A 25,564-nucleotide genomic window follows, 5' to 3' on the forward strand; every position below is an offset into this window, starting at 1 on the left:
GCGGGACGCCCCCGGCCGCCCGTCCGCGGCCCGGGGCCGGCTCGGCCCGCCTCAGCCCGCGGGCCTCCGCGGCCTCCGCGGCCTCCGCGGGCCTGCGCGCCGTCAGCGCCGGGCCCGCTGCGCCTCGCGGATGCGGCGGAGCCGGTTGACCGTGCCGGGGGCGTGGGCCAGCGCCCGCGGGTCGTCCATCAGCACGTTGAGCAGCTGGTAGTAGCGGACCGGGGTCATCCCCAGCCCTTCCCGTATCGCCCGCTCCTTGGCTCCGGGCCCGGGCCAGGTGCGTCCTTCGTACGCGAGCACCGCGGCCTCGGTGGCCGTCAGCCCCACGTCGTCCGTCATACGGCCAGATTAACGCCGCCCGCCGACAGCGGCCGGGCCGCGCCCCCCGGCGCCCGCCCGGCCCGCGCCCCCCGCGCGCGCCCCCGCGCCCGCCCTTACTGCGCGTCCGCCTTGCGCGCCGACTCCGCGATGTCCTCCAGGACCTTCGCGGGCTGCCCGCCCGGCTGCACGGTCTTGCCGATGTTCTGCTTGACGTCCTCGCTGACCCCGGCCCACGACTTCTTGCCGACCGGGTAGAGGCGCGCGTTCGGCAGCGCCTGGAGGAACGTCTTGAGCTGCGTGGCCGAGCCGCCCGTATTGGCGTCCATCGCCCGGTAGCCGGTGGTCGTGACCGGCAGCAGGTCGTACTTGTTGGTGAACGTCGTCACGTTCTTGGCCTCGTACAGGTAGTCCAGGAACTTCCCGGACTCCTTGCGGTGGCCGTTCTTGAAGGCCATCACCCAGTCCGCGACGCCCATGGCCGGGTGCTCGGTGCCGTCCTCGGTCGGCATGGCCACCATGCCGAACTTCACGCCCTTCTCGGCCGCCTGCTTCAGCAGCGTCGGGTGGCCGTTGAGCATGCCGACCTCGCCCCGCGTGAAGGCGTCGAACGCGGTCTGCCGGTCCGTCTTCGCCGGTTCCAGCGCTCCGGTCAGCCCCTGGCCGACCATCTTGTCGCGCAGGAACTCGAACGTCTTGACGTTGTCGGGGGAGTCGATCGCGTACGCCTCTTCGTTGTCGGTGTAGCCGCCACCGCCCGCGAGCATCCACATCATCGTCTCGGCCTGCGCCTCCTCGCGGCCCAGCGGCAGCGCGAGCGGGGTCGCCACGCCCGCGGCCTTGAGCTTCTTCGCGGCGGCCTCCAGGTCGGCCCAGCTCTTCGGCTGCCAGCCGCCCTTGGCGTCCTTCGGCATGACCCCGGCGTCCGTCAGCAGCTTCTCGTTGTAGAAGAGCAGGCGGGTGCTGGCCACGAAGGGCATCCCGTACTGGACCCGCCGGACCTTGCCGGCGTCCGCGAGCGGCGCCAGGAAGTCGGCCTCGGTGCTGACGGAGAGCAGTTCCTCCGCCGTGTACAGCTTGCCGGCGGCCGCGTAGTCGGCGTACGCGCCGATCTGCGCGATGTCGGGGGCCTTGCCGGCCTTGACCATCTCCGCGACCTTGGCGTCGACCTCGGACCAGGAGTAGACGCTGACCTCGACCTTCACGCCGGGGTGGTCCTTCTGGAAGCCCGCGGCGAGGTCCTTCCAGTAGCCCGCCGAGGAGTTCTGCGGATTGTCCCCGTAGTCGGCCGCCACGACCCGCAGGGTCACCTCGTTGTCCCCGGTGATACTCGCCACGGTTCCGCAGCCGGTCAGTGCCGCGGCGGTCAGGCTCAGCACGGCGCCGGTCGCGGCCAGGCTCAGGTAACGGCCCTTCACAGTTCTCGATCCACCCCTTGTTGTACGTACGATCCACGTAAGGTCTACACCACTTTGGCGGCTCGTCCACATCCGGAGCGCACGGCGTGCGGTTCACCGCCCGACCAAGGCGTTCGATTTTGTATGGCCGCTCAACAATCCCCTTCAATGGACTAGACCTTTCCCCGCCGAGCACGCGAGACTGTCACCTGTGAAACCCGTGAAACACGTCATCGCCCTCGATGTGGGCGGCACCGGGATGAAGGCCGCCCTCATCGCCGACGACGGGGCGCTGCTGCACGAAGCGCGCCGCGCCACCGGCCGCGACCGGGGACCCGACGCCGTCGTCGAGACGATCCTGGAGTTCGCCGCCGAGCTGTCCGCCCTCGGCCGCGAGCGCTTCGGCGTGCCCGCCGCCGCGGCCGGCGTCGCCGTCCCCGGCATCGTCGACGCCGAGAACGGGATCGCCGTCTACGCGGCGAACCTGGGCTGGCGCGACGTGCCCATGCGCGAGCTGCTCAGCAGACGGCTCGGCGGCATCCCGGTGGCCCTGGGCCACGACGTCCGCACGGGCGGACTCGCCGAAGGCCGCATCGGCGCCGGCCGGGACGCCGACCGCTTCCTGTTCGTCCCCCTGGGCACCGGCATCGCCGGCGCCATCGGCATCGCCGGCCGCATCGAGGCCGGCGCCCACGGCTACGCGGGCGAGATCGGCCACATCGTGGTCCGCCCCGGCGGACCCGCCTGCGGCTGCGGTCAGTACGGCTGCCTGGAGACCCTCGCCTCCGCCTCCGCCGTCAGCCGCGCCTGGGCGGCCGCCTCCGGCGACCCGGCCGCGGACGCCGCCGACTGCGCCAAGGCCGTGGAGTCCGGCGACGCGCGCGCCCGCGAGGTGTGGCTGGCCGCGGTCGGCGCCCTCGCCGACGGCCTGGTCACGGCCATCACCCTGCTGGACCCGCGCACGCTGATCATCGGTGGCGGGCTCGCGGAGGCGGGGGAAACCTTGTTCACACCACTACGGACGGCCGTCGAGGAGCGCGTGACGTTCCAGCGGCTGCCCGACATCGTTCCGGCGGCCCTCGGGGACACCGCCGGATGCCTGGGCGCAGGGCTGCTCGCCTGGGACCTACTCGCCACGGAGGTACCTGCCTGATGTCCGGAAGCGCACACAGCACCGTTCTCTCCGGCGCCAGGGTGGTCCTGCCCACCGGGACCGTGGCGGGCGGCCGCGTCATCGTCGACGGCGAGCGCATCGCCGGCAGCGCCGGCGAGGGCGCGCGGATCGTCGACCTGTCCGGGCACTGGATCGTCCCCGGCTTCGTGGACATGCACAACCACGGCGGCGGCGGCGCCTCCTTCACCTCCGGCACCGCCGAGGAGGTCCTCAAGGGCGTACGCACCCACCGCGAGCACGGCACCACCACCCTCGTCGCCTCCACCGTCACCGGCGACCTGGACGAACTGGCCCGCCGCGCCGGGCTGCTGGCCGAGCTGACGCAGGCGGGCGAGATCGCCGGCATCCACTTCGAGGGGCCGTTCATCAACCCCTGCCGCAAGGGCGCCCACAAGGAGGACCTGCTCCGCGACCCCGATCCGGCCGAGGTCCGCAAGCTGATCGACGCCGCGCACGGCGCCGCCCGCATGTTCACCCTCGCCACCGAGCTGCCGGGCGGGCTCGACTCCGTACGGCTGCTGGCCGAGCACGGGGTCATCGCCGCGATCGGCCACACCGACTCCACGTACGAGCAGACGCGCCAGGCCATCGACGCGGGCGCGACCGTGGCCACCCACCTGTACAACGCGATGCCTGGCATGGAGCACCGCGCCCCCGGCCCGATCGCCGCCCTGCTGGAGGACGAGCGGGTCACCGTCGAGCTGATCAACGACGGCACCCACCTGCACCCGGCGATGCTGGAGCTGGCCTTCCACCACGCGGGCGCGCACCGGGTGGCGCTGATCACCGACGCGATGGACGCGGCGGGCTTCGGCGACGGGATCTACCACCTCGGGCCGCTGGAGGTCGAGGTGAAGGAGGGCGTGGCCCGCCTCGTCGAGGGCGGTTCGATCGCCGGCTCCACGCTGACCCTGGACACCGCCTTCAAACGGTCGGTGACCCTGGACAAGCTGCCCGTCGAGTCCGTGGTGCAGGCGATCTCGGCCAACCCCGCCAAGCTGATCGGACTGTACGACGAGGTCGGCTCGCTGGAGCCGGGCAAGTACGCCGACCTGGTCGTCCTGGACGCCGAGTTCGACGTCAAGGGCGTCATGCGGCGCGGCGAGTGGATCGTGGACCCGGCCGTCTGAGCGCGGCCGCGGCCGCTGGTCCGAGCAGGTACGGGGGGAAACGGGCGGCCCGGGGGACTGGGCCGCCCGCACCGCTGTTTGGCATGATCCCGGCACACACCGAGACCGGGGCCTGCCATGATCCTCACCGTGACGCTCAACACCGCACTCGACGTCACCCACCGCGTACCGAAGCTGATTCCGCACACCTCGCACCGGGTCACCGCCGTGAGCGAGCGGCCCGGCGGCAAGGGCCTCAACGTCGCCCGCGTCCTGGCCGCGCTCGGACACGAGGTCACCGCGACCGGCTTCGCGGGCGGGCGCACGGGCGCCGTCGTGCGCGAACTGCTCGCCGGCACCCCGCGGCTGACGGACGCCCTGGTCCCCTGCGCGGCCACCACCCGGCGCACCCTGGCCGTGGTCGACGAGGCCTCGGGCGACACCACGCAGTTCAACGAGCCCGGCCCGCTGATCGGTTCCGCGGAATGGGCCGCCTTCCTGGGCCGCTACGGGGAACTGCTGGCCGGGGCGGCCGCGGTGGCCCTGTGCGGCAGTCTCCCGCCGGGCGTGCCGGTGGGCGCGTACGCGGTGCTCGTACGGGCGGCCCGCGCGGCCGGGGTCCCGGTGCTCCTGGACACCAGCGGCGAGGCCCTGCGCCGCGGGGTCGCCGCCCGGCCCGAGATGATCAAGCCGAACGCCGCCGAACTCGCCGAGCTGACCGGCTCCCGCGAGCCGTTCCAGGCCACCCGCGACGCCCGGCGCCGCGGCGCGCACGCCGTGGTCACCTCGCTCGGCCCGGGCGGACTCCTGGCCGCCACCCCCCAGGGCACCTGGCAGGCGGCCCCGCCGCGCGCCCTGACGGGCAACCCGACCGGAGCCGGGGACTCCGCCGTGGCCGGCCTGCTGTCGGCCCTCGCGGAGGGCCTGGACTGGCCGGCCCGCCTGACCCGCGCGGTGGCCCTCTCGGCGGCCACGGTCCACGCCCCTACGGCGGGAGACTTCGACCCCCGCACCTACGAGGAGGTACGGGGGTCGGTGAAGCTGACGGCGCGCTAGCGGGCCCGGGGCCGGCCGCCGCGAAAAGGGCCGGTCAGCCCTTCTCAAGCCAGAGCTGGTCGAGGTTGACCTCGCACTGGTTGCCGGCCTCGCACGAGATCTTGACCGTGTTCGTGCCCTGCTTGAGCGTCACGAGCGACCAGGTGTTGGTCCAGCCCTTGTCCCACTCCCCCGGCTTGGCCCCGGAGAAGTTCTTCATGTTGATCGGCCGGGACTGCGCCTCGCCGTTGATGGTCAGCGTGGTGCTGGCGTCCTTGCCCGGCACCCCGTAGACCATCTTCAGCTTGTACTGGCCCGCCTTGGCCACGTCGACGTTCCAAGTCGCTGCCGCACCGGCGGCGTTCAGGCCGCCCACGTACTGGCCGCCCGCGCTCTTCGCGCCCGGGATCGTGGCTTCCAGGTGCGCGCCGCCCGTCAGGGACATGCCCGCGCCCGAGGCGTCCGCCTTGGGCAGCGGGGCCTCCGCGGACTGCGAGGGGCTCGGATCGGCCGACGAGGAGTTCTGCGGCTGCGCGGACTGCTGCCCGCCCGCCGTGTTGCCCTTGTCCTTCTTGTCGTCCTTGTCACCGAAGGCCACGGCCGCACCGATGCCGATCGCGACCGCGGCGACCACCGCGACGGCCGCGATGAGCATGCCCTTGCGGCTGGAACCGCCGCCTCCGCCGCTGCCGCCGCCGTGTCCGCCCGGCGCGGGCATCGTCGACGTGGTCTGCCCCTGCTGCGGCGGAACCCCGTAGCCGCCCGCCTGGAGGGCTTCCGGGGCCTGGTACTGGGCCTGGTAGGCCGGCTGCTGCTGCTGTGGCGGAACCTGGGCGCCGCGCTGGCCGCCGTACGTCCGTTCACCGACCGTGCGCACCTGGTTGTACGAGGTACGGGGGACACCGGGCTGCACGCCGGGCTGCCCACCGACCGTCGGGCCGGGGTAGCCGTATCCACCGCCCGGCGGGGGCGGGGTGGCTCCGGCGGCCTGGCCGTCCGCGTAGAGATAGCCGAACGGATCGTCGTCCTCGGGCTTGTTCGCCCCACTGTTCGGGCCGTGGTTCGCGGGCGTCGTCATCGCAGGTCACTCCTTTCGACCCACGGGAGCCTACCCCGAACAGGTGCACCCACGGGCGGCCGATCGGCTCAGCCGGCCCGGCGGTGCGCCTTGGAACGGGACCTTTTCTCGATGTACATCCGCTGGTCGGCGGAGCGCAGCACCTCGTCCGCCGACATGCCGCAGCTGGCCCAGCCGATCCCGAAACTCGCGCCCACGCGCACCGCGCGGCCGTCCACCCGGATCGGCGGGATGATCGCGTTGCGCAGCCGGACGGCCAGGTCCGCGGCGTCTGCCGCGCCCAGCCCGTCCGCGAGGACGACGAATTCGTCACCACCCAGCCGAGCGACGGTGTCACCGTCCCTGACGCCCGTCGTCAGCCGCCGGGCCACCTCGATCAGGACCGCGTCACCCGTGTGGTGCCCGAACCGGTCGTTGATCGACTTGAATCCGTCGAGGTCGCAGAAGAGGACCGCCAGCCCCTTCGTCCCGTCGTCGACGTCGCTCGCGGGCGCCACCGCGTGCACGTGGTGGTCGTACGGGCCCGCGCCGGGCCCGCCGGGGCCGGGCACGCCCGGGGCTCCCGGTGCGGGCACCGCAGGGGCGCCGGGGTACTCGAAGGGCTCCGGGTAGGCGTCGGGGCGAAAGCCGTGCTCCCCGACGGCACCACCCGCCTCGGTCCCGCCGCCCGCGTACGCCCCGTGCCCGGCGTGGGCCCCCTGGCCGCCGTGCGCCCCGTGCCCCTCGTACGCCGCGTCGAGCGCTTCCACGGCGGTGGCGCGGACCGACTGCGGCCTGCGGCACAGCCGCGCCCCGAGGCGCGAGCGCAGCTCGGCGCTGTTGGGCAGGCCCGTCAGCGAGTCGTGGCTGGCCCGGTGGGCGAGCTGGAGCTCGTGGCGCTTGCGCTCCTCGATGTCCTCGACGTGCGTGAGCAGGAACCGCGGCCCGTCGGCGGCGTCCGCGACGACGGAGTTGCGCAGCGAGACCCACACGTACGTGCCGTCGCGCCGCCCCAGCCTCAGCTCGGCCCGGCCGCCCTCGGCGGAGGTCCGCAGCAGGGTCCCGATGTCCTCCGGGTGGACCAGGTCGGAGAAGGAGTACCGGCGCAGCACGGAGGCGGGCCGGCCCAGCAGCCGGCACAGCGCGTCGTTGGTGCGCAGCAGCCGCCCGTGCTGGTCCCCGCCCATCTCGGCGATCGCCATGCCGCTGGGCGCGTACTCGAAGGCCTGGCGGAACGACTCCTCGCTGGCGCGCAGCGCCTGCTGTTCGCGCTCCAGCCGGACCAGGGCCCGCTGCATGTTCGCGCGCAGCCGGGCGTTGCTGATCGCAATCGCCGCTTGGAAGGCGTACATCTGGAGCGCTTCGCGTCCCCACGCGCCGGGGCGCCGCCCGTTGCGCGGTCTGTCCACCGAAATGACACCCAGAAGTTCCCCGCCGGACGCGTACATGGGGGCGTAGAGCCGGTCCTCGGGGTGCCACTCGTCCGCGAAGCGCGGATCGGGGCCGTCCGTGTGCCACTGGGGCACGTCGTCCTCCAGGAGGACCCAGCCTTCGGTGTGCGGGATGAAGCGGAGCCCGTCCCAGCTCTCACCCATCGTCAGACGGCGTTCCCAGGAGGCGCGGGAGCCCACGCGGCCCGTGATGAGGGCTTCCGCGGCGGGGTCTCCGGCGAAGGCGGCGACGACGAGATCCCCGTCAGGGCGTACGAGGTTGACACAGGCGAGTTCGTAGCCGAGGCCCACGACGATGCCGTCCACGACGGTCTGCAGGGTGTCCGCCAGGCTCCTGGCCGTATTGAGCTCGGCCACCACCTGGTGAAGCTGCCGCAGGGTCGCAAGACGGACGTACGGCTCCGACTCGGTCTCCATTGCTCGCTCTCCCCGAGACCTCGACAGCAACTCCAGGTTTGTCATCGGCGTTTCGTTGCGGTGTCCCGTCCACTGAATCACAGTGAGCTGTGCGCCAGGTACACAGGGTCAACAAATCTTGCCCTCTGTGACTCAAGTCACATGAGATGAATAAAGGTGGGAGACGAGGGGCGTGTCACCTGGAAGCGCTCCCCCGCATTCCCGAGAGCAAACGATACGCGTGGGCCTAGGCCAAGGGGCGGGGACGCGGCTCGGACTCGGGCCCGATGCGCGGTGCGGGAGGGCGACAGTAGCGTTTCGAACGTGCCGAAGACGACCCCCGTACCCATGACGATCCCCGCCACCCCTCATCCTGAGGGCGTGAGCAACGACGAGTTCCGTGCCGCGATGTCCCGGCTGGCGGCGGGCGTGTGCCTGATCACCGCGCACGAGCCTCCCCTGACGCCCGCCGGTCCGGACGGCGAGGACGTCGGCATGACGGCGACCGCCTTCATGTCCGTGTCCCTGGACCCCCCGCTGGTGCTGGTCAGCCTGCGCGAGGGCTCGCGGATGGACGACCTGCTGGCGGAGCAGCCGCTGTGGGCGGTCTCGGTACTCGCGGACCACCAGGTGCAGGTGGCGAGCCGCTTCTCCATGAAGAACCGCATCAGCGACCGGCTGCTCTTCGCGGACCTGCCCTACGGGCGCGGCGAGGTCTCGGGGGCCCCGCTGCTGACGGGCGCCCTGGCCACCCTCGAATGCCGTACGGAGAACCGCGTCGAGGCGGGCGACCACACCCTGGTCATCGGCCGCGTCCTGACCGCGGCGCTCCCCTCCCCCGACTCCCCGCCGCTGACGTACTTCCGCGGCCGCTACCGCCACCTGGCGCTCTGACGGCCCGAAGGCACCGCGGCCGCTACCAGTCGCGGCCGGTGCGGCCGCGCTTCGTCTCGGCGCGGGCCTTCTTCTCGCGCAGCCGCCGCTCGTTGATCCCCCGGGGGATCTTCGTCGCACGGCGCGCCCTGGGCGGCGGAGCGGTGGCCTCCGCGAGCAGGGACGCCATCCGTACCAGCGCCATCTCCCGATTGCGGAACTGCGACCGGTGCTCCGAGGCCCGTACGGTCAGCACCCCGTCCACGAGCCGGCCGGCGAGCCGTTCCAGCGCCCGCTCCTTCCACACGTCCGGCAGGGCCTTGGTGGCGGCCACGTCGAAGAGCAGCTCCACGCGTGAATCCGAGGTGTTCACGTGCTGCCCGCCCGGCCCGGAGGACCGCGAAAAGCGCCAGGCGAGCTCCGCCTCGGGGAGCGCGACCGAACCGCGGATGACATAGGGACCAGGCATGCCCCCTATGATCGCGCCCCGGGGAGCGCCCGTCACCCGTATTTCGCGGCGCATTCCGTCCCGAATTCCGCCGCGCGGAACCTCGCGACCCCCTCCCCGCGTTATGAAGGTCAGCGGTACCTTGGCCACGATCTCGCGGCCATCTGAAGACGAAGGGACACCAGTCAAAATGGCAGTAAGCCTGTCCAAGGGCGGCAACGTCTCGCTCACGAAGGAGGCCCCCGGCCTCAGCGCCGTCACGGTCGGCCTCGGCTGGGACGTCCGTACGACGACCGGTGTCGACTTCGACCTGGACGCATCCGCCATCGCGGTCAACACGATGGGCAAGGTCGTCTCCGACGGTCACTTCGTCTTCTTCAACAACAAGTCCACCCCGGACCAGAGCATCGTCCACACCGGTGACAACCGCACCGGCGAGGGCTCCGGCGACGACGAGTCCATCAACGTCAACCTCGCCACCCTCGCGGCCGACGTGGACAAGATCGTCTTCCCCGTCTCGATCTACGACGCCGAGGCCCGCAGCCAGAACTTCGGCCAGGTCCGCAACGCGTACATCCGCGTCGTGAACCAGGCCGGCGGCGCCGAGATCGCCCGCTACGACCTCTCCGAGGACGCGGCTACCGAGACCGCCATGGTCTTCGGCGAGCTCTACCGCAACGGCGCCGAGTGGAAGTTCCGCGCGGTCGGCCAGGGTTACGCCTCCGGCCTGACCGGCATCGCCCAGGACTTCGGCGTCAACGTCTGAGAACCACCGGCGGACAGCGCCGTGGCCAAGCCCCCTCCCGGCCGTCCGGGGAGGGGGCTTCGCTACGGTTCACCAGGTGATCCTGCAAACGCTCACCCCCGTGGACGGCGCCCTGCCGGGCCCGGTCCTCACCGAGATCGCCGTGCTCTACGCGACCAACCGCGCCTTCTTCGAGCTCAGCGGAGACTTCCCCGACCCGGGCCGCATCACCGTCGAACAGGTGGCGGCGGCCCTCGCCGACGAACTCGCCCACGACGGCGCCGAGGTGCTCCTGGCCCGCTCCGCCGGCCGGCTGGTCGGCCTGGCGGCCACCCTCGCGCACCATCCGGACCCTTCCTCCGGCGATCCGGACCCCTGGATCGGTCTGCTGCTCATCGACGCCACCGCGCACCGCGAGGGGTACGGCAGCGCCGTCGCCGGCCTCGTCGAGGAGCGCTTCCGCGCCGCCGGCCGGACCGGCGTGCGGCTCGCCGTACTGGACGCCAACCCGGCCGGCATGGCGTTCTGGCAGTCGCGGGGCTACACCGCCCTGCGCCGCTCCCGGGACCGCGAGCACGGCCGCGACTGCACCGTGCTGCGCAAGGCCCTGCGGCAGCCCTGAGCAGGGGCGCCGAGCACGGGCACTGAGCCGGGGGCCGAGCGGGTGCGCGTGCGCTGCGGGTGCGCGTGCGGCCGTACGGGCTACTTCGGCCGGCCTTCCCCGTACAGCCACACGTCCCAGACCTTCTTCAGGTCGTGGCCCGTCGACCGCTCCGCGTACGCGGTGAAGTCGGCCGTGCTCGCGTTCCCGTACTTGTGGTCGGTGGCCCAGCCGCGCAGCAGGGCGAAGAACTTCTCGTCGCCGACCTCCTGCCGGATCCGCTGGAGGACCATCGCGCCCCGGACGTACACCGGCTGCTCGGAGATGTCCCCGGCGCCGGGCGGGTCGGCGGGCGGGAAGGCCGCCCAGTCCTTGTCCGCGTCGTCGTCCACGGCGGTGTCGCCCTTGAGGTAGGCGTCGAAGTGCTGCTGCGCGGTGGTCCCGCCGTGGTCCTCGGACCACAGCCATTCGGCGTAGGTCGCGAAACCCTCGTTGAGCCACATGTCCTTCCAGGACTTCGGCGACACCGAGTCGCCGAACCACTGGTGGGCCGTCTCGTGCAGGAGGAGTTCCTCGTCGGGCGCACCGGAGAAGACGGGTTTGGTCTGCGTCTCCAGCGCGTACGTGAGGGACTCGGCCGGCAGCACGATCGCCCCCGCGGTCCCGAAGGGGTACGGGCCGAACCGGCGGCTGCCCCACTCCACGATCTCCGGCAGCTTCGCGAGCGCCGGGGCACTGGCGGCCGCCTCGGCGGGCGCGACGGCCTCGTACAGGGCGACCCCCGAGGGGGTCCGGCCGGTGGTCACCTTGAACTTCCCGATCGCCGCGGTGGCCAGGTAGCTCGCCATCGGCTCCGGGTTGTGCCACACGAACTCCGTCTTCCCCTCACCCGTGTCGGTCCGGGAGGCCAACTCGCCGTTGGAGACCGCCTCGTACCCCTTGGGCACGGTCAGCGTGATGTCGTAGGTGGCCTTGTCGCTGGGGTGGTGGTTCCCGGGGAACCAGGCCATCGAACCGATCGGCTCGCCGACCCCGACGGCCCCGTCGGCGGTGGCGATCCAGCCCTCCTTGGAACCGTCCGGGTCCTCGATGGGCCGGGGCTTGCCGCGGTAGTCGATCTCCGTGCGGAAGACCTCGCCCTTCTTGAGGTCCTTCGCGGGACGCACCGTCAGCTCCCGGCCGGTCCGGTTGAACCGGGCCTCCTCGCCCTGCACGGTGACGTGCTCGACCTCCAGGCCCGCGAGGTCGAGGTTGAAGGAGCTGAGCCCCTGTCCGGCGCGGGCCGTGATGACGGCGGTCGCGTCCAACTCCCCGCCGGCGGGGTCGTAGTCGAGGTCCAGGCCGTAGTGCTCGATCTGGTAGCCGCCGTTGCCCGCCTTGGGGAAGTACGGGTCGCGCAGCCCGGACGCACCCGGCCGCCCCTGCACCGTGCCGGCCGTACACGCCGTGGTGAGGGCGAGCAGGGCGGCAGCGGCGGCTGCGGGGGCGGCGACGGCGAGGCGGGAGGGCGCGCGGCGGTGATCCACGCGCCCGATCCTATGCGGGCCCGATGTCGTACTCCGGGGCGTTACTTCGCCAGGGAGTCGGCGCCGGCCTTGGCGAACTTCTCGTCCAGGTCCCCGCTGGGGGCGCCGGCCACGCCGATGCCGGCGACCGGGGCGCCCTTGGCCTGCACCGGGGTGCCACCGCCGAGGAACAGGGTGCCGGGGATGTCCTTCAGGTTCGGGGTCTGGGCGAGGCGGCCCGCGAGCACCGAGGTCGGGGCGTTCCAGGACACGGCGGTGTAGGCCTTGCGCTGCGCCGACTCGTAGGACTGCGGGCCCGCGCCGTCGCCGCGCAGGGTGACGATGGTGTTGCCGTTGCGGTCCACGACCGCGACCGTCACCTTCTGGTTCTCCTTCTGCGCGGCGTCCAGCGCGGCCTGGGCGGCGCGGGTGGCGGCGTCGACGGTGAGGTGGGTGGTGGTGGTGAAGTTCTTCTCGTCCGCCCCGCCGTCCTTCTTCGCGGTGGCGGCGGCAGCGGCGGCGGCCGGGGCGGTCTCGGACTGCGCGGCGCTGGCGCTGACCGCGCCGAAGGTCCCGGCGCCGAGCGCGACGGCGAGGGCGGTACCGGTGAGGATGCGGGTGCGGGTGTTCATGTCTGCTGCTCCTGGGTGCGTCGGCCGGGGCTGGGTACGTCGGCTCGTTCTGCTGCTCCAAGCCTGGGGCCGCAGCCGGTCCCGGCCCGTCCCCGTACCGGCTCGCGACGGCTGCCGCACCGGCTGACCCGGGGGTCAACCGATCGGCCGATGCGCAGGGGGTGCGGGTGCGGATGGGATGGACGACGCCGTCGCGCGCGACGCCATCGCGCACGACGCCATCGCGCACCAGCAGGCACGATGGAGGAGCCAGACCACGACCCGGGAGCCCGCTGTGAGCCACGTGAGCCGCGTACCGCCGCCGGGAGAGCCGGGGGCACTCGGTGCGGCGGGTGCGGCGGGTGCGCCACGGACGGCAGGTGCGCCCGGCGCGCCGGGCGCCGCGCCCGGCAAGGCCGACACGCGGGCCTTGGCGGCCGTCATGCACACGGCGTTCTTCCTGCTCCTCGGCGCCTCGGTGGCCCGCTTCCTGCTGCGCCACCCGGGCTCGCCCAGTACCCCGTGGATCATCGCCCTCAGCATCGCGCTGGCCCTGCTGTACGTACTCGGCCCCGCGCTCGGGGCCGCGCCCACCGTGCGCCGGCTGCTCTGGCTCGGACTGGTGGTGGCGGTCTGGGTGGTGCTCGTCGTCCTCGCGCCCAGCTTCGCCTGGTGCGCCGTCCCCCTCTTCTTCACCGCCCTGCGCACCCTGCCGCCGCGCGCGGCGATCGTGCTGGTGGCCCTGCTGACGGTGTTCGTGGTGGCGGCCCAGCTCAAGCTCTCGCGCGAGTTCGACCCGAACCTCCTGCTGGCCCCGCCCGCCATCGCCGCCCTGGCCACCGCCGTCTTCGTCCACATGGAGCGCCAGGCCGGGTCCCAGCGCGCCCTGATCGACGACCTCATCCGCACCCGGCGCGAGCTCGCCGCCACCGAGCGGCGCGAGGGCACCCTCGCCGAGCGCCAGCGGCTGTCGATGGAGATCCACGACACGCTCGCCCAGCACCTGTCCAGCCAGCAGATGCTGCTCCAGGCCGCGGACCGCACCTGGGACAGCGACCCGGCCACCGCCCGCGCGCACGTCCGTACCGCCACCGGCATCGCGGCGCGCGGGCTGGCGGAGGCGCGGCGCCTCGTCCACGACCTGGCCCCGCCCGAGCTCGAAGGGGGCGCAGGGCTCGCCGACGCGCTGCGCGCGCTCGACGCGGGCCCTGGCATCGAGGTCCGCTTCCACCTGGAGGGCGCCCCGGCCCCGCTGCCGGACCGCGTCCAGTCGGCGCTGCTGCGGATCGCGCAGGGCGCGCTGGCCAACGTACGGGAGCACGCGCACGCCCGGACCGCGGCCCTGACCCTGAGCTTCCTGGGCGACCAGGTCGTCCTGGACGTCGCCGACGACGGCGAGGGCTTCACCGAGCCGCGGCCGGGCACGCGTACGGCGGCCGGGGACCGCGGGCACGGGCTCCCGGCGATGCGCGCCCGCGTCCGCCAGCTCGGCGGCACGCTCACCCTCGAATCCACCCCCGGCGAGGGCACCGTCCTCTCCGCGGCCATCCCCCTGGAGCCCCCCGCATGACGACCGGAACCACCCCGATGACGACGATCCTGCTCTGCGACGACCACGCGGTGGTGCGCGCCGGCCTGCTGGCGCTGCTGGGCAGCGCGCCGGACGTCGAGGTGCTCGGCGAGGCGGGCAGCGGCGAGGAGGCCGTGGCCCTGGCGGCGAAGCTGCGCCCGGACGTGGTGCTGATGGACCTCCAGCTGGGCGAGGGCATCGACGGGGTCGAGGCGACGCGCCGCATCACGGCGGTGACCGACCCGCCGCACGTGCTGGTCCTGACCACGTACGACACGGACGCGGACGTCACCCGGGCCATCGCGGCGGGCGCCACGGGCTACCTGCTGAAGGCGGAGCGCCCGGAGGAGCTGTTCGCGGCGATCCACTCGGCGGCGGCGGGCCGCACCACGCTCTCCCCGCCGGTGGCGAGCCGGGTGATGGCCCACATGCGCGGCTCGCGCCCGACGCTGACCGACCGCGAACTGGACATCCTGGGCCAGCTGGCGCGCGGCCTGGGCAACCGCGACATCGCCCGGGCCCTGTTCATCAGCGAGGCCACGGTCAAGACCCACCTGGGCCGCATCTACGACAAACTCGGCGTGGACACCCGCGCGGGAGCGGTCGCGGTGGCCAAGGAACAGCGCCTGCTCCCGTAGACGCCGTGCCGGACGGGGCGGTCTGCCGGGCGGCGGGATCCGGACATCGGGCGGGGCGTGTTCGGACAACCGGCGCGGGATCCCCGGCAATCCTTGTCGTAGACCTGCCAAAGCCGGGCTCCGCCCTGTCACGCTCTCTCGCGCCGCCACCCCGGCCACCGCGAAGGAGCCCGAGTGACCCACCCCACGTCCTCCCGCCGCACCCGCCTCGCCGTCCTCCTCGGGACGGCCGCCGCCCTGACGGCCACGGCGGTGACGGCCCCGGCGACGTCCGCGGCCGAGACCCCGCACGGCACCACCGGCACCACCGGCACCACCGGCACCGGCGCCGCCATCGCGATCGGGATCGGCCCCGCGATCGGGACCGGGATCGGCCCCGCCCCCGGCCCCGGCGCCGTCGGCACCGGCCACAGCCAGCACTCCGGCACCGTCCCCCTCACCACCTACTTCACCGGCAGCGCATACCAGCTCCGCGACACCACCCGCGGCAACCAGCGCACCCTCGACGCCATGAACCAGACCGGCGGCGGCACCCTCTTCACCGACCCCGACAACGACTGGGGCGGCACCGGCACCCCCGCCAACCGCCAGTCCGCCGGCGTGGACGCCCACTACGCCACCGCCGTCACCTGGGACTTCTACAAGGGCGTCCTCGGCCGCAACGGCATCCGCGGCGACGGTACCGGCGTCACCTCCCGCGTGCACTACGGCAGCAACTACCCCAACGCCTTCTTCGACCCGAGCTGCTTCTGCGCCAACTACGGCGACGACCCCGTCACCGGCAAGACCCTCGCCACCCTCGACATCGTCGGCCACGAGCTCACCCACGGCGTGATCGCCTCCACCGCGGGCCTCACCTCCGCCGGCGAGCCCGGAGGCCTGGGCGAGGGCACCGCCGACATCCTCGGCACCGCCATCGAGTTCTTCGCCGACAACACCACCGACGTCGGCGACTACTTCATCGGCGAGCGCGCCTTCACCGACGGCCCCCTGCGCCGCATGGACCACCCCAGCCTCGACGGCCACTCCCGCGACTACTGGTCACGCGACATCGGCACCCTGGACCCGTACGCCGCCTCCGGGCCCGCCCGGCACTTCTTCTACCTCCTCGCCGAGGGCAGCGGCCCCAAGGAGATCAACAAGATCGCCTACGACTCCCCCACCTACGACGGCTCGAAGCTGCTCGGCATCGGCCAGGACAAGGCCGTCCGCATCTGGTACCGGGCCCTGAGCACGTACATGAACTCCACCACCAACTACGCCCGCGCCCGCACCGCCACCCTCATGGCCGCCGCCGACCTCTACGGCCCGACCGGCGCGGAATACGGCCGCGTCGCGGCGGCCTGGGCGGCCGTCAACGTCCGCTGACGCCGCCGCCGGGACGGGGAGGGCCGCACACCGGTGCCACCACCGGGCCGCACCCGTGACACCATCGGGTACGTGCTCGACATCGGCTACTCCCTCTCCCGGCGCTTCCCGGACCCCCCGCAGACCGACTACCGCTCGGCGGACGTCCACTCCCTGCGCCACGACCTGTTCTGCGGGGACGTCTACCTCGCGGACACCGTCAAGGACCGGGAAGTGTCCACAGCCTGGGGATGGGTGCCCGTACTGGACTTCGCGTGGGCGCTGTGCGACATCGTCGAGCAGCTCGACCAGGACCCGCGCGGCAGCCGCTCCGCCCACCGGCAGTACGCCGAACTCGACTTCACCGAGTCCACCGACCGCATGCTCTTCGAGCGCCGCTTCGGCTGGGTGGACATCGAGGCCGACTGGATGCCGGCGGAGGAGGAACCGCTGACCTTCAGCCACCGCCTGCTGCGCCGCGAGGCCCGCGACTTCCTGCACGACGTGATCGCGGACCTGACCGACATGCACGACACGCTGGCCGACAACCCGACCATCTGGACCCTCCAGTCCCGCTTCCCCCGCGTCCCGGCGTAAGCCCCCCCCCGCCGCGGGATCACGACAGGACGCGCAGTCCCAGCTGGGCCGCCAGGGCCGGGGCCAGGTCGAAGAGCTGGGGCGGGCTGATCACCGCACCGGCCAGCGCCCCCACCCCGCGCGCGATGTCCAGCTCCGCGGCCCCCCGCAGGTCCACGTCCACCATCCGCGCCCCCGTGAAATCGGTCCCCCGCAGCGCGCACCCACGGAACTCCACCCGCTCCAGCACCGCGCCCGCGAAGTCCGCCTCCACCAGCACGCACCCGTCGAAGACCACGTCCTTGAGCCGTGCCTTCCGCAGGTTCAGATAGTCGATCTTGCCCCCGCGGAACACCACCCGCTCCAGCACGGCCCCGTGCAACTGCACGCCGCCGAGCCGCGCCTCCACCAGCTCCACGTCCCGCAGCGAAGCCCCGGACAGGTCCGTCCCCACCCCCCGGACCCCCTCCAGCACCGAATCCAGGATCCGCGCCTTCGCCAGCCCCGTCTCGTCCAGCGCGCACCGCCGCAGCGCACAGTCCATGAACCGGGCCCCGATCCCCTCCTGCCCCGCGAAATCCAGGTCTGCGAACTCCAGCCCGTCGTAGTCCCCGTCCGGCTCCAGCCCACCGCCTTCCCACGCGTTCAGCTCCGGCAGCCGCACCTCCGGCCGCCGCGCCGCCTTCACCGTCTCCCGCTGCCCCTGCTGATCCTTGCGCGCCACCCCCTCATCGTCCCCCGCCCCACTGACAAAGCCCACCGGCACCCGCCCGCCGGCAGCGGCCCCCACCCCTTGACCTCAACCGCGCTTGAGGTCAGAGCCTGTCCGCATGGACACCCCGCAGAGCCCGCAGAGCCCGCAGAGCCCGCAGACGATGCGCGCCATCCGCCTCCACTCCTTCGGCCCCGCCGAGAACCTCGTCCACGAGCGCACCGAAACCCCCACACCCGCCCCCGGCCAGGTCCGCATCGCCGTGGCCGCCGCCGGAGTCCACCTCCTGGACACCGCCCTGCGCCAAGGCGCGCCGAGCCCCGTCCACACCCTCCCCGAACTCCCCACCATCCCCGGCCGCGAGGTCGCCGGCACCGTCGACGCCCTCGGACCCGGCACCGACCCCGCCTGGCTCGGCCGCCAGGTCGTCGTCCACCTCGGCTTCGCCCCCGGGGGCTACGCCGAGTACGCCGTCGCCGACGCCGACCGCCTGCACCCCGTACCGCCCGGCCTCGACCCCGCCCAGGCCGTCGCCATGATCGGCACCGGCCGCACAGCCCTCGGGATCCTCCAGTTCGCCGACCTCGGACCGCACTCCACCGCCCTCGTCCCCGCCGCCGCAGGCGGCATCGGCACCCTGCTCGTCCAGCACGCCCTGGCCGCCGGCGCCACCGTCATCGCCCTCGCCGGCGGCCCCGCCAAAACCGCCCTGGCCGCCGCGAACGGCGCCCACCTCGCCCTCGACTACACCTCCCCCGACTGGCCACGAGCCGTACGCGAAGCCCACCCAGCCGGCGCCACCGTCCTCTTCGACTCCGTCGGCGGCCCCACCGCCCGCACCGCCCTCGACCTCCTCGCCCCCGGCGGCCTCCACCTCGTCTTCGGCTGGTCCGCCGGCCCCATCCCCCTCACCGACGCCGACCGCACCCGCCTCACCGCCCGCGGCATCACCACCGAAAACGTCCTCGGCCCCGCCATGCTCCGGCGCGCCGCGGCAGCCGGCGGCGGCGACGCCCCCCTGCGCCACCTCGAAACCCGCGCCCTCGCCGAAGCCGCCGCCGGCCGGCTCCGGCCCGCCCTGCGGCGCTACCCGCTCGCCGAAGCGGCCACCGCCCATCACGACCTGGAAACCCGCGCCACCACCGGCAAGGTCGTCCTCGAACCCTGAAGCACCCCGCCCCCGCCGCCCGCCCCCGCCGGCAATATCGGATGACAGCGGCCCGTATCCCCACGTACCGTCCACCCGCGTGGACCCGCTCACCGAAAAACAGATCCGTTCCTCCTTTGTGAACTGCACGAAGGGCGAGGCCGCACGCCTCAAGCTCCCCCTGGACTTCAGCGAGCTCCCCTGGGATGACCTCGACTTCCTCGGCTGGATCGACCCCGGTGCCCCGCTGCGCGCCCACCTCGTACGCCAGGACGCCGACGGCACCCCCGTCGGCATCACCCTGCGCGTCCCGGGCACGAGCCGCACCAGCGCCCTCAAGTCCAGCGTCTGCCAGATCTGCCTCACGGGCCACGCCGCCTCCGGCGTCTCCCTCCTGGTCGCGCCCCTCGCCGGAGCCCGCGGCCGCGAGGGCAACACCGTCGGCATCTACGTCTGCTCCGACCTCGCCTGCTCCCTCTACGTCAGGGGCAAGCGCCAGCCGAAGCTGCGCGCCGGCCGGTACGAGGAGACCCTGACGCTCCCCGAGAAGATCGAGCGCACCCGCGCGAACCTCGACTCCTTCACGACGAAGATCACGGCGGCCTGACCCCGCCACCACCCCGACGCAACGCCTCCACCCCCGCGCCGGGTCCGGACCGGCCCCGGCCCCGGTCCGCCCCGGACCCGGCCCCGGACCTCACGCTCAGCCCCGCACCGCACCCAGCCGCTTCAACGGCTCATCCGTCAGCCGGTACACGGACCACTCGTCCTGCGGCCGCGCCCCCAAGGCCTCGTAGAACGCGATCGTCGGCGCGTTCCACTTCAGCACCGCCCACTCCAGCCGCTCGTACCCGCGCTCCACACAGATCCGCGCCAACTCCGCCAGCAGCGCCTTCCCGTACCCGCCGCCGCGCACGCCCGGCCGTACGTACAGGTCCTCCAGGTAGATCCCGTGCACCCCGCGCCACGTCGAGAAGTTCAAGAACCACACCGAGAACCCGACGGCCTCCCCGTCCTCCGTCTCCGCGATGTGCGCGAACGCCGCCGGCCGCTCCCCGAACAGCGCCTCCCGCAACTGCCCCGGCGTGGCCCGCGCCTCGTGCGGCACCTTCTCGTACTCCGCGAGCTCGCGGATCATGGCATGGATGACGGGAACGTCTTCGACAACAGCACTCCTGATCATTCCGGCAGCCTAGACACTCCCCAGGGACCCAGGGACGTCACCGCCGCCCCAGCAGCAACTCGGCCACCAGCAGCTGCTCCTCGTCGAGCTCACGCTCCCCGGACTCCACGTCCCACAAGACGTTCTGCAGCACCCGCCCCAGCGTCCACGCCCGGGCCCGCTCCCGGTCCAGGCTCAGCGCCCCCGTCAGCGCGTCGAACCGCCACCGCACCTCCTGCGCCGCGAACTCGTTCCGGATCGCCGGCAGCAACTCGAAACCCGGATCGCCCGCCAGCGGCTTCGGATCGATCGCCAGCCACGGCCCCCGGCCGCCACCGCCGGCCCCACCCGCCAGCACATTGCCGTAGTGCAGATCCCAGTGCAGCAAGCGGTCCCCCGGCTCGCCCGCCACCTCCGCCACCGCCGCCGCGCAATCCGCCACCAGCCCCCGCGCCCGCCCCGGCGCCACCCGCCCCAGCGCCGCCGGTACCGACCCCAGCATCCCCGCCGCCACACCCCCGAGCCCCCGCACCCCGGCCGGAGCCCGCACCCGCGTCAGCCGCACCAGCAACTCCCCCACCACCCGCACCGCCTGCCGCGCATCCCGCTCCGCCAGCTCCGACAGCGGCCGCCGCTCGTCCAGCCGCTCCAGCAACAGCGCGCCGGACACCGCATCGTGCTCCAGCAGCCGCACGCAGCCCCGCCCGCCCCACGCGCGCAGCGCCGTCGGTTCCCCCGCGCTCTCCTCGTCCACCCGCCCCAGCTTCAGCACGGCCGCCGACCCGTCCGCCCGCTCCACCGGCAGCACCAGAGCCGTCACCCCGTGCATCGCCGGCCCGGTGCGCCGCAGCCCCCACCGCTCCAGGGACCCTGCCGCCAGCGCGGGCAGCCCGGCGATGAACTCCCGGCCCGCGTCCCCGCCGTACGCGATCTGCGCCCGCACCAGCCCGTCCGGAACCTCCACCACGCCCACCACCCACCACCCACCAAACCTCTCGCAACCGGCACAAATGACCCACCGGCACCCTACGGACCCCGCCACCCCCGCCACACCACCCAAACGGCCACCTCCACCACCCCGAAACCCGACATCCGGTACCTGGACACCCCTCCGCCACGCCCTGTACCAACTCCTCATGACGATCAACGGCGGCATCTCCTTCTGGTACGCGACGGATCAGACGGCCACCCACCAGCCACCCCGCGCCCCCCTCACCGGCCACGCCACGGCCGACGTCGTCATCGTCGGCGGCGGCTACACCGGCCTGTGGACCGCGTACTACCTCAAGACCGCCGCCCCCGACCTCCGCGTCACCGTCCTGGAGCAGAAGTTCTGCGGCTACGGGGCCTCCGGCCGCAACGGCGGCTGGCTCTACAACGGCATCGCCGGCCGCGACCGCTACGCCGAACTCCACGGCCACCAGGCCGCCCAACGCCTCCAGCAGGCCATGAACGACACCGTCACCGAAGTCATCGACACCGCCGCCAAGGAATCCATCGACGCCGACATCCACCGCGGCGGCGTCCTCGAAGTCGCCCGCACCCCCGCCCAGCTCAGCCGCCTCAAGGCCTTCCACACCGCCGAACTCGCCTTCGGCGAGAGCGACCGCGAGCTCTACGACGCCACCGACACCCGCGCCCGCATCGACGTCGCCGACGCCGTCGGATCCACCTGGACCCCGCACGGCGCCCGCATCCACCCCCTCAAGCTCGTCAAGGGCCTGGCCGCCGCCTGCGAGCGCCTCGGCGTGGTCATCCACGAATCCACACCCGTCACCGAAATCGCCCCCCGCCAGGCCGTCACCCCGTACGGCACCGTCCGCGCCCCGTACGTCCTGCGCTGCACGGAGGGCTTCACCGCCGCCCTCAAGGGCCAGAAGCGCTCGTGGCTCCCGATGAACTCCTCGATGATCGCGACGGCCCCGCTGCCGCCCGAGGTCTGGTCCCGCATCGGCTGGTCGGACGCCTGCACCCTCGGCGACATGGCCCACGCCTACATGTACGCCCAGCGCACCGCGGACGACCGCATCGCCATCGGCGGCCGCGGGGTCCCGTACCGCTTCGGCTCCCGCACGGACACGGACGGCACCACGCAGCAGTCGACGATCACGTCGCTCACGAACCTCCTCACTTCCTTCTTCCCGCTCCTCACCGGGGTCGAGATCACCCACGCCTGGTCCGGCGTCCTCGGCGTCCCCCGCGACTGGTGCGCCACGGTCACCCTGGACCGCACGACCGGCCTCGGCTGGGCGGGCGGCTACGTGGGCTCGGGCGTGGCCACGTCGAACCTCGCGGCCCGCACGCTCCGCGACCTGGTCCTCGGGGACTCCACGGAACTCACCGCGCTCCCCTGGGTCAACCACCGGGTCCGGCGCTGGGAACCGGAACCCTTCCGCTGGCTCGGCGTCCAGGCCCTGTACGCGGCCTACCGCGAGGCGGACCGCCACGAGACGGCGACCCACACCTCGCGGACGACCCCACTGGCCCGCCTGGCCGACCGCATCTCGGGGCGCCACTGACAACAAAGCGGAAGGCTCCGGATAATCACCCGGAGCCTTCCGCTTCTGTACGAGTTCCCTGGATCAACCAGCCTGCGACCTGGGATGGGGCCCCCTGTCGGATTCGAACCGACGACCTTCCCATTACAAGTGGGGTGCTCTGGCCGGGCTGAGCTAAGGGGGCACATTTGACGCTGCACAGCGCACAGAATCGCCTTCACTTTACACAGCGACCAGACCTCCCCGCGAAGACCTTTCCAGCCGGCGCAACCCCTCGCCCTCACGTTCGTCATCCGCACCGGAGTGCATGTCCGGCCATCGGACAGCAGGGCCGGGGAGGGGCCGTGGCAGAAGCCACCGAGCAGGAGACCCGCGGGGTGGGCGCGGAGGCCAAGCGCGTCAAGCGCGAGGTCCCGGGCGTCGACCGAGGCGGAAGTCACGGGCCCCGGGGTGCTGACAGGACGGGGTACGCCGGGTAGCGTCGGGCGGAGTCCTCCTTACTGGACTAGACCTTCCACTCGGATCGTCCGGCACGTTCCTGCCGGTAGAAGGGATTCATCACCATGGCTTCTGTCACTTTCGACAAGGCGACCCGGCTGTACCCCGGCGGCGACAAGCCCGCCGTCGACGAGCTGGAGCTGCACATCGAGGACGGCGAGTTCCTCGTCCTCGTCGGGCCCTCCGGCTGCGGCAAGTCCACCTCGCTGCGCATGCTGGCCGGCCTGGAGGACGTGAACGGCGGCGCGATCCGCATCGGCGACCGCGACGTCACGCACCTGCCGCCCAAGGACCGGGACATCGCGATGGTGTTCCAGAACTACGCGCTGTACCCGCACATGACCGTCGCCGACAACATGGGCTTCGCGCTCAAGATCGCCGGCGAGGACAAGGCGACCATCCGCAGGAAGGTCGAGGACGCGGCGAAGATGCTCGACCTCACCCAGTACCTCGACCGCAAGCCGAAGGCGCTCTCGGGCGGTCAGCGCCAGCGCGTCGCCATGGGCCGCGCCATCGTGCGCAAGCCGCAGGTGTTCCTCATGGACGAGCCGCTGTCGAACCTCGACGCGAAGCTCCGCGTGTCCACCCGCACCCAGATCGCCGCGCTCCAGCGCGACCTCGGGATCACCACCGTCTACGTCACCCACGACCAGGTCGAGGCCATGACGATGGGCGACCGCGTGGCGGTCCTCAAGGACGGCCTGCTCCAGCAGGTCGACACCCCGCGCAACATGTACGACCGCCCGGCGAACCTGTTCGTCGCCGGCTTCATCGGCTCCCCGGCCATGAACCTGGTCGAGGTCCCGATCGCCGACGGCGGCGTGAAGTTCGGCGACAGCGTGGTCCCGGTGTCGCGCGAGGCGCTGTCCGCCGCCGCGGACGCCGGCGACCGCACCGTCACCGTGGGCGTGCGCCCGGAGCACTTCGACATCGGCACCGAGGGCGGTCTGACGATCACGGTCAACGTCGTCGAGGAGCTCGGCGCCGACGGCTACGTCTACGGCCGCACCACCGAGGCCGAGGGCGCGCAGGACATCGTGGTGCGCGTGGGCGGCCGCCACGTGCCCGAGAAGGGTTCGACGCTGCACGTGGTGCCGCGGGCCGACGAGATCCACGTGTTCTCGACCTCCTCGGGCGAGCGCCTCTCCGGCTGACCCGCCACCAAGAGCGAGTAGGGGCAGGGGCGTTCCTCCGGAGGGAGGGACGCCCCGTTCCGCATCCGGGGCAGACCGGGCCATTCGGCCCCACTCGTCAACCCTTAAATCGAAAAGCCACGTCGAACCATCCCCCGACCGGGTGACTAAATGTCGCCAAATCTTCACCGAGCGCTACTCTCGCCCTCGTGACCCACACTGCCCGCCGTATCGGCCGTTCCCTCGCCCTGGTCCTGCCCGTCGTCCTGGTCCTGTCCGGGACGCTCGCGGTCACCATGGTCCCCTGGGCGGACAACACGCCTTCCCAGATCCTGACCGCGTCCGCCGAGGACGTGTCCGTTCCCGCGAAGCCGCGCGCCGCGCAGGACGTGCTGCGCGACAAGCTGCTGGGCGAGCTCCAGCAGGGTGAGGCTCCGGGTGACGTACTGACGCACCTTCAGCAGGAGGTGGACCGGCGCCCGTCGCTGGCCGATCACTGCGTGGGGATCGCGCGGGCGCTGGGCCGGGCCGCCGTGGACGTGTACGGGCCGACGAAGGCGCAGTCCTTCGCGCGCCCCGTGTGCGACACCGCGTACGCGACCGGCGTCGCCTCGATGGGCTGACCACTGACGAACGACGGCTGACGGCTGACGGGCGTCGCCGTCCTCCGCCGCGCCGGGGCCTCTACTGTGACGGCCATGACCGACGCACCCCCCGTGTCCCGCTCCTCCGTTTCCGCGGCCGCGTATCCGGCCTCCCTCGCGCAGACGCCTGTTCAGGCGGTCGTGCTGGCGGGAGGCCAGGGTTCGCGGCTGCGTCCGTATACGGACGACCGGCCGAAGCCGATGGTGGAGATCCCGGGGACCGGGGTGCCGATCATCGGGCACCAGCTGGCCTGGCTGGCGGCCGAGGGGGTGACGGACGCCGTGGTTTCGTGCGGGCACCTGGCGGAGGTGTTGCAGGAGTGGCTAGCGGGGGCGGAGTTGCCGTTGCGGGTGACCACGGTGGTGGAGGAGGAGCCGCTGGGGCGCGGGGGCGGGCTGAAGTACGCGGCTCGCCACCTGCCGCACCCGGACCGGTCGTGGTACGCGACGAACGGGGACATCTGGACGCGGTTCTCGCTGCGGGAGATGGCGGAGTTCCATGCGGAGCGGGGGGCGACGGCGACGCTGGCGCTGGCCCGGCCGCGGATCCCGTGGGGGGCGGTGGAGACCAACGAGTTCGGGCAGGTGCTGGACTTCATCGAGTCGCCGCCGTCGCCGTATCTGATCAATGCGGGGGTGTACGTCTTCGGTCCCGAATTCGCGCCGCTGCTGCCGGATTTGGGCGACCACGAGCGCACGACGTTCCCGCGGCTGGCCCGTGAGCGGCGACTGGCGGGCTTCCCGCTGCCGCAGGGGGCCTACTGGCGGGCGATCGACACGGCGAAGGACCTGACCGAGGCGGCGCGGGAGCTGGCCGCTCAGAGCGGCTCCTGAGGGCCTCCGCAGGGCAGCCGGCTTGAGGGCGGGGCGCGGACGACGGAAAGGGGCCCGGCGCGCACATCGCGCGCCGGGCCCCTTC

27 protein-coding genes and 1 tRNA gene are annotated in these 25,564 nt (G+C 72.9%); 17 read left to right on the forward strand and 11 right to left on the reverse strand.

What is annotated here, in order from left to right; all coding sequences use genetic code 11:
- Positions 1 to 102: 102 nt before the first annotated feature.
- Both AB0M92_RS05065 and AB0M92_RS05070 read right to left on the reverse strand, forming a co-directional pair.
- A complete protein-coding gene (locus AB0M92_RS05065; RefSeq protein ID WP_030156982.1) occupies positions 103 to 339 on the reverse strand; it encodes a DUF3263 domain-containing protein in 237 nt (78 codons plus the stop codon).
- A 95-nt stretch (positions 340 to 434) separates the two neighbouring features.
- Positions 435 to 1,736, reverse strand: a complete 1,302-nt coding sequence (locus AB0M92_RS05070) for an extracellular solute-binding protein (protein ID WP_366100697.1) — start codon at positions 1,734 to 1,736, stop codon at positions 435 to 437.
- 199 nt (positions 1,737 to 1,935) lie between these two features.
- On the opposite strand from AB0M92_RS05070, the gene AB0M92_RS05075 reads away from it, so the two are divergent.
- The 3 genes from AB0M92_RS05075 (at position 1,936) to AB0M92_RS05085 (ending at position 5,054) form a co-directional block, all read left to right on the forward strand.
- A complete protein-coding gene (locus tag AB0M92_RS05075; RefSeq protein WP_366100812.1) occupies positions 1,936 to 2,868 on the forward strand; it encodes an ROK family protein in 933 nt (310 codons plus the stop codon).
- The gene (gene nagA, locus AB0M92_RS05080; RefSeq protein WP_366100698.1) at positions 2,868 to 4,019 is read left to right on the forward strand and encodes an N-acetylglucosamine-6-phosphate deacetylase; all 1,152 of its coding nucleotides are present in this window, start codon (positions 2,868 to 2,870) and stop codon (positions 4,017 to 4,019) included. The genes AB0M92_RS05075 and nagA overlap by 1 nt, the downstream gene beginning before the upstream one ends.
- Before the next feature lie 117 nt (positions 4,020 to 4,136).
- Entirely contained in the window at positions 4,137 to 5,054 is a 918-nt protein-coding gene (locus AB0M92_RS05085) for a 1-phosphofructokinase family hexose kinase (RefSeq protein WP_366100699.1), read from the forward strand.
- A 34-nt stretch (positions 5,055 to 5,088) separates the two neighbouring features.
- Here the strand turns inward: AB0M92_RS05085 and AB0M92_RS05090 are convergent, their stop codons facing one another.
- Positions 5,089 to 6,111: a CBM35 domain-containing protein gene (locus tag AB0M92_RS05090; RefSeq protein ID WP_366100700.1), complete on the reverse strand. Its 1,023-nt coding sequence runs from the start codon at positions 6,109 to 6,111 to the stop codon at positions 5,089 to 5,091.
- 68 nt (positions 6,112 to 6,179) lie between these two features.
- Complete coding sequence (gene cdgB, locus AB0M92_RS05095) at positions 6,180 to 7,958, reverse strand: diguanylate cyclase CdgB (protein ID WP_366100701.1); 1,779 nt, start codon at positions 7,956 to 7,958, stop codon at positions 6,180 to 6,182.
- Positions 7,959 to 8,285: 327 nt separating this feature from the next.
- Between cdgB and AB0M92_RS05100 the strand changes: the two genes are divergently transcribed.
- On the forward strand, positions 8,286 to 8,831 hold the full coding sequence (locus AB0M92_RS05100) for a flavin reductase family protein (RefSeq protein WP_366100813.1): 546 nt from the start codon (positions 8,286 to 8,288) through the stop codon (positions 8,829 to 8,831).
- Between the two features lie 22 nt (positions 8,832 to 8,853).
- On the opposite strand, the gene arfB is transcribed toward AB0M92_RS05100, so the two are convergent.
- A complete protein-coding gene (arfB, locus tag AB0M92_RS05105; protein WP_366100702.1) occupies positions 8,854 to 9,279 on the reverse strand; it encodes an alternative ribosome rescue aminoacyl-tRNA hydrolase ArfB in 426 nt (141 codons plus the stop codon).
- 169 nt (positions 9,280 to 9,448) lie between these two features.
- On the opposite strand from arfB, the gene AB0M92_RS05110 reads away from it, so the two are divergent.
- On the forward strand, positions 9,449 to 10,024 hold the full coding sequence (locus tag AB0M92_RS05110) for a TerD family protein (RefSeq protein WP_366100703.1): 576 nt from the start codon (positions 9,449 to 9,451) through the stop codon (positions 10,022 to 10,024).
- A 76-nt stretch (positions 10,025 to 10,100) separates the two neighbouring features.
- The gene (locus AB0M92_RS05115; protein ID WP_366100704.1) at positions 10,101 to 10,625 is read left to right on the forward strand and encodes a GNAT family N-acetyltransferase; all 525 of its coding nucleotides are present in this window, start codon (positions 10,101 to 10,103) and stop codon (positions 10,623 to 10,625) included.
- Positions 10,626 to 10,705: 80 nt separating this feature from the next.
- Here the strand turns inward: AB0M92_RS05115 and AB0M92_RS05120 are convergent, their stop codons facing one another.
- Together AB0M92_RS05120 and AB0M92_RS05125 are read right to left on the reverse strand one after the other, a co-directional pair.
- Positions 10,706 to 12,130 carry a M1 family metallopeptidase gene (locus AB0M92_RS05120; protein ID WP_366100705.1) on the reverse strand — a complete coding sequence of 475 codons (1,425 nt, stop codon included), beginning with the start codon at positions 12,128 to 12,130 and terminating at the stop codon, positions 10,706 to 10,708.
- Between the two features lie 41 nt (positions 12,131 to 12,171).
- Entirely contained in the window at positions 12,172 to 12,741 is a 570-nt protein-coding gene (locus AB0M92_RS05125; protein WP_366100706.1) for a heme-binding protein, read from the reverse strand.
- 421 nt (positions 12,742 to 13,162) lie between these two features.
- Here AB0M92_RS05125 and AB0M92_RS05130 point away from each other — a divergent pair, with 421 nt between their 5' ends.
- The 4 genes from AB0M92_RS05130 to AB0M92_RS05145 all read left to right on the forward strand — a co-directional run bounded on the left by AB0M92_RS05130 (position 13,163) and on the right by AB0M92_RS05145 (position 16,872).
- The gene (locus tag AB0M92_RS05130) at positions 13,163 to 14,290 is read left to right on the forward strand and encodes a sensor histidine kinase (protein WP_366100814.1); all 1,128 of its coding nucleotides are present in this window, start codon (positions 13,163 to 13,165) and stop codon (positions 14,288 to 14,290) included.
- The gene (locus AB0M92_RS05135) at positions 14,287 to 14,928 is read left to right on the forward strand and encodes a response regulator transcription factor (RefSeq protein ID WP_366100707.1); all 642 of its coding nucleotides are present in this window, start codon (positions 14,287 to 14,289) and stop codon (positions 14,926 to 14,928) included. The genes AB0M92_RS05130 and AB0M92_RS05135 overlap by 4 nt, the downstream gene beginning before the upstream one ends.
- A 174-nt stretch (positions 14,929 to 15,102) precedes the next feature.
- Positions 15,103 to 16,296 carry a M4 family metallopeptidase gene (locus AB0M92_RS05140; RefSeq protein WP_366100708.1) on the forward strand — a complete coding sequence of 398 codons (1,194 nt, stop codon included), beginning with the start codon at positions 15,103 to 15,105 and terminating at the stop codon, positions 16,294 to 16,296.
- 72 nt (positions 16,297 to 16,368) lie between these two features.
- Positions 16,369 to 16,872 carry a hypothetical protein gene (locus AB0M92_RS05145; RefSeq protein WP_366100815.1) on the forward strand — a complete coding sequence of 168 codons (504 nt, stop codon included), beginning with the start codon at positions 16,369 to 16,371 and terminating at the stop codon, positions 16,870 to 16,872.
- A 19-nt stretch (positions 16,873 to 16,891) separates the two neighbouring features.
- On the opposite strand, the gene AB0M92_RS05150 is transcribed toward AB0M92_RS05145, so the two are convergent.
- Positions 16,892 to 17,575, reverse strand: coding sequence for a pentapeptide repeat-containing protein (locus AB0M92_RS05150; protein ID WP_366100709.1), 684 nt, complete (start codon positions 17,573 to 17,575; stop codon positions 16,892 to 16,894).
- Positions 17,576 to 17,726: 151 nt separating this feature from the next.
- On the opposite strand from AB0M92_RS05150, the gene AB0M92_RS05155 reads away from it, so the two are divergent.
- Together AB0M92_RS05155 and AB0M92_RS05160 are read left to right on the forward strand one after the other, a co-directional pair.
- A complete protein-coding gene (locus AB0M92_RS05155) occupies positions 17,727 to 18,731 on the forward strand; it encodes a zinc-binding dehydrogenase (protein ID WP_366100816.1) in 1,005 nt (334 codons plus the stop codon).
- A gap of 79 nt (positions 18,732 to 18,810) precedes the next feature.
- Positions 18,811 to 19,317 (forward strand): FBP domain-containing protein, encoded by a 507-nt coding sequence (locus tag AB0M92_RS05160; protein ID WP_366100710.1) that lies wholly within the window; start codon positions 18,811 to 18,813, stop codon positions 19,315 to 19,317.
- Positions 19,318 to 19,413: 96 nt separating this feature from the next.
- Here the strand turns inward: AB0M92_RS05160 and AB0M92_RS05165 are convergent, their stop codons facing one another.
- Together AB0M92_RS05165 and AB0M92_RS05170 are read right to left on the reverse strand one after the other, a co-directional pair.
- On the reverse strand, positions 19,414 to 19,893 hold the full coding sequence (locus AB0M92_RS05165) for a GNAT family N-acetyltransferase (RefSeq protein ID WP_366100711.1): 480 nt from the start codon (positions 19,891 to 19,893) through the stop codon (positions 19,414 to 19,416).
- A gap of 37 nt (positions 19,894 to 19,930) precedes the next feature.
- The gene (locus tag AB0M92_RS05170) at positions 19,931 to 20,839 is read right to left on the reverse strand and encodes an aminoglycoside phosphotransferase family protein (protein WP_366100712.1); all 909 of its coding nucleotides are present in this window, start codon (positions 20,837 to 20,839) and stop codon (positions 19,931 to 19,933) included.
- A gap of 169 nt (positions 20,840 to 21,008) precedes the next feature.
- Between AB0M92_RS05170 and AB0M92_RS05175 the strand changes: the two genes are divergently transcribed.
- Complete coding sequence (locus tag AB0M92_RS05175; RefSeq protein WP_366100713.1) at positions 21,009 to 22,391, forward strand: FAD-binding oxidoreductase; 1,383 nt, start codon at positions 21,009 to 21,011, stop codon at positions 22,389 to 22,391.
- An 85-nt stretch (positions 22,392 to 22,476) separates the two neighbouring features.
- On the opposite strand, the gene AB0M92_RS05180 is transcribed toward AB0M92_RS05175, so the two are convergent.
- Positions 22,477 to 22,554: transfer RNA gene (locus tag AB0M92_RS05180), tRNA-Thr, on the reverse strand.
- A gap of 160 nt (positions 22,555 to 22,714) precedes the next feature.
- On the opposite strand from AB0M92_RS05180, the gene AB0M92_RS05185 reads away from it, so the two are divergent.
- The 4 genes from AB0M92_RS05185 (at position 22,715) to AB0M92_RS05200 (ending at position 25,479) form a co-directional block, all read left to right on the forward strand.
- Positions 22,715 to 22,849: a hypothetical protein gene (locus tag AB0M92_RS05185; RefSeq protein WP_366100714.1), complete on the forward strand. Its 135-nt coding sequence runs from the start codon at positions 22,715 to 22,717 to the stop codon at positions 22,847 to 22,849.
- Between the two features lie 84 nt (positions 22,850 to 22,933).
- Positions 22,934 to 24,022 carry a sn-glycerol-3-phosphate ABC transporter ATP-binding protein UgpC gene (gene ugpC / locus AB0M92_RS05190; RefSeq protein WP_366100715.1) on the forward strand — a complete coding sequence of 363 codons (1,089 nt, stop codon included), beginning with the start codon at positions 22,934 to 22,936 and terminating at the stop codon, positions 24,020 to 24,022.
- A 188-nt stretch (positions 24,023 to 24,210) separates the two neighbouring features.
- The gene (locus tag AB0M92_RS05195; protein ID WP_366100716.1) at positions 24,211 to 24,624 is read left to right on the forward strand and encodes a hypothetical protein; all 414 of its coding nucleotides are present in this window, start codon (positions 24,211 to 24,213) and stop codon (positions 24,622 to 24,624) included.
- A 75-nt stretch (positions 24,625 to 24,699) separates the two neighbouring features.
- A complete protein-coding gene (locus tag AB0M92_RS05200; protein WP_366100717.1) occupies positions 24,700 to 25,479 on the forward strand; it encodes a nucleotidyltransferase family protein in 780 nt (259 codons plus the stop codon).
- Positions 25,480 to 25,564: the final 85 nt, after the last annotated feature.

The sequence above is a fragment of the Streptomyces sp. NPDC051582 genome (genome assembly GCF_040681715.1).
In the GTDB taxonomy this organism is placed as follows: domain Bacteria; phylum Actinomycetota; class Actinomycetes; order Streptomycetales; family Streptomycetaceae; genus Streptomyces.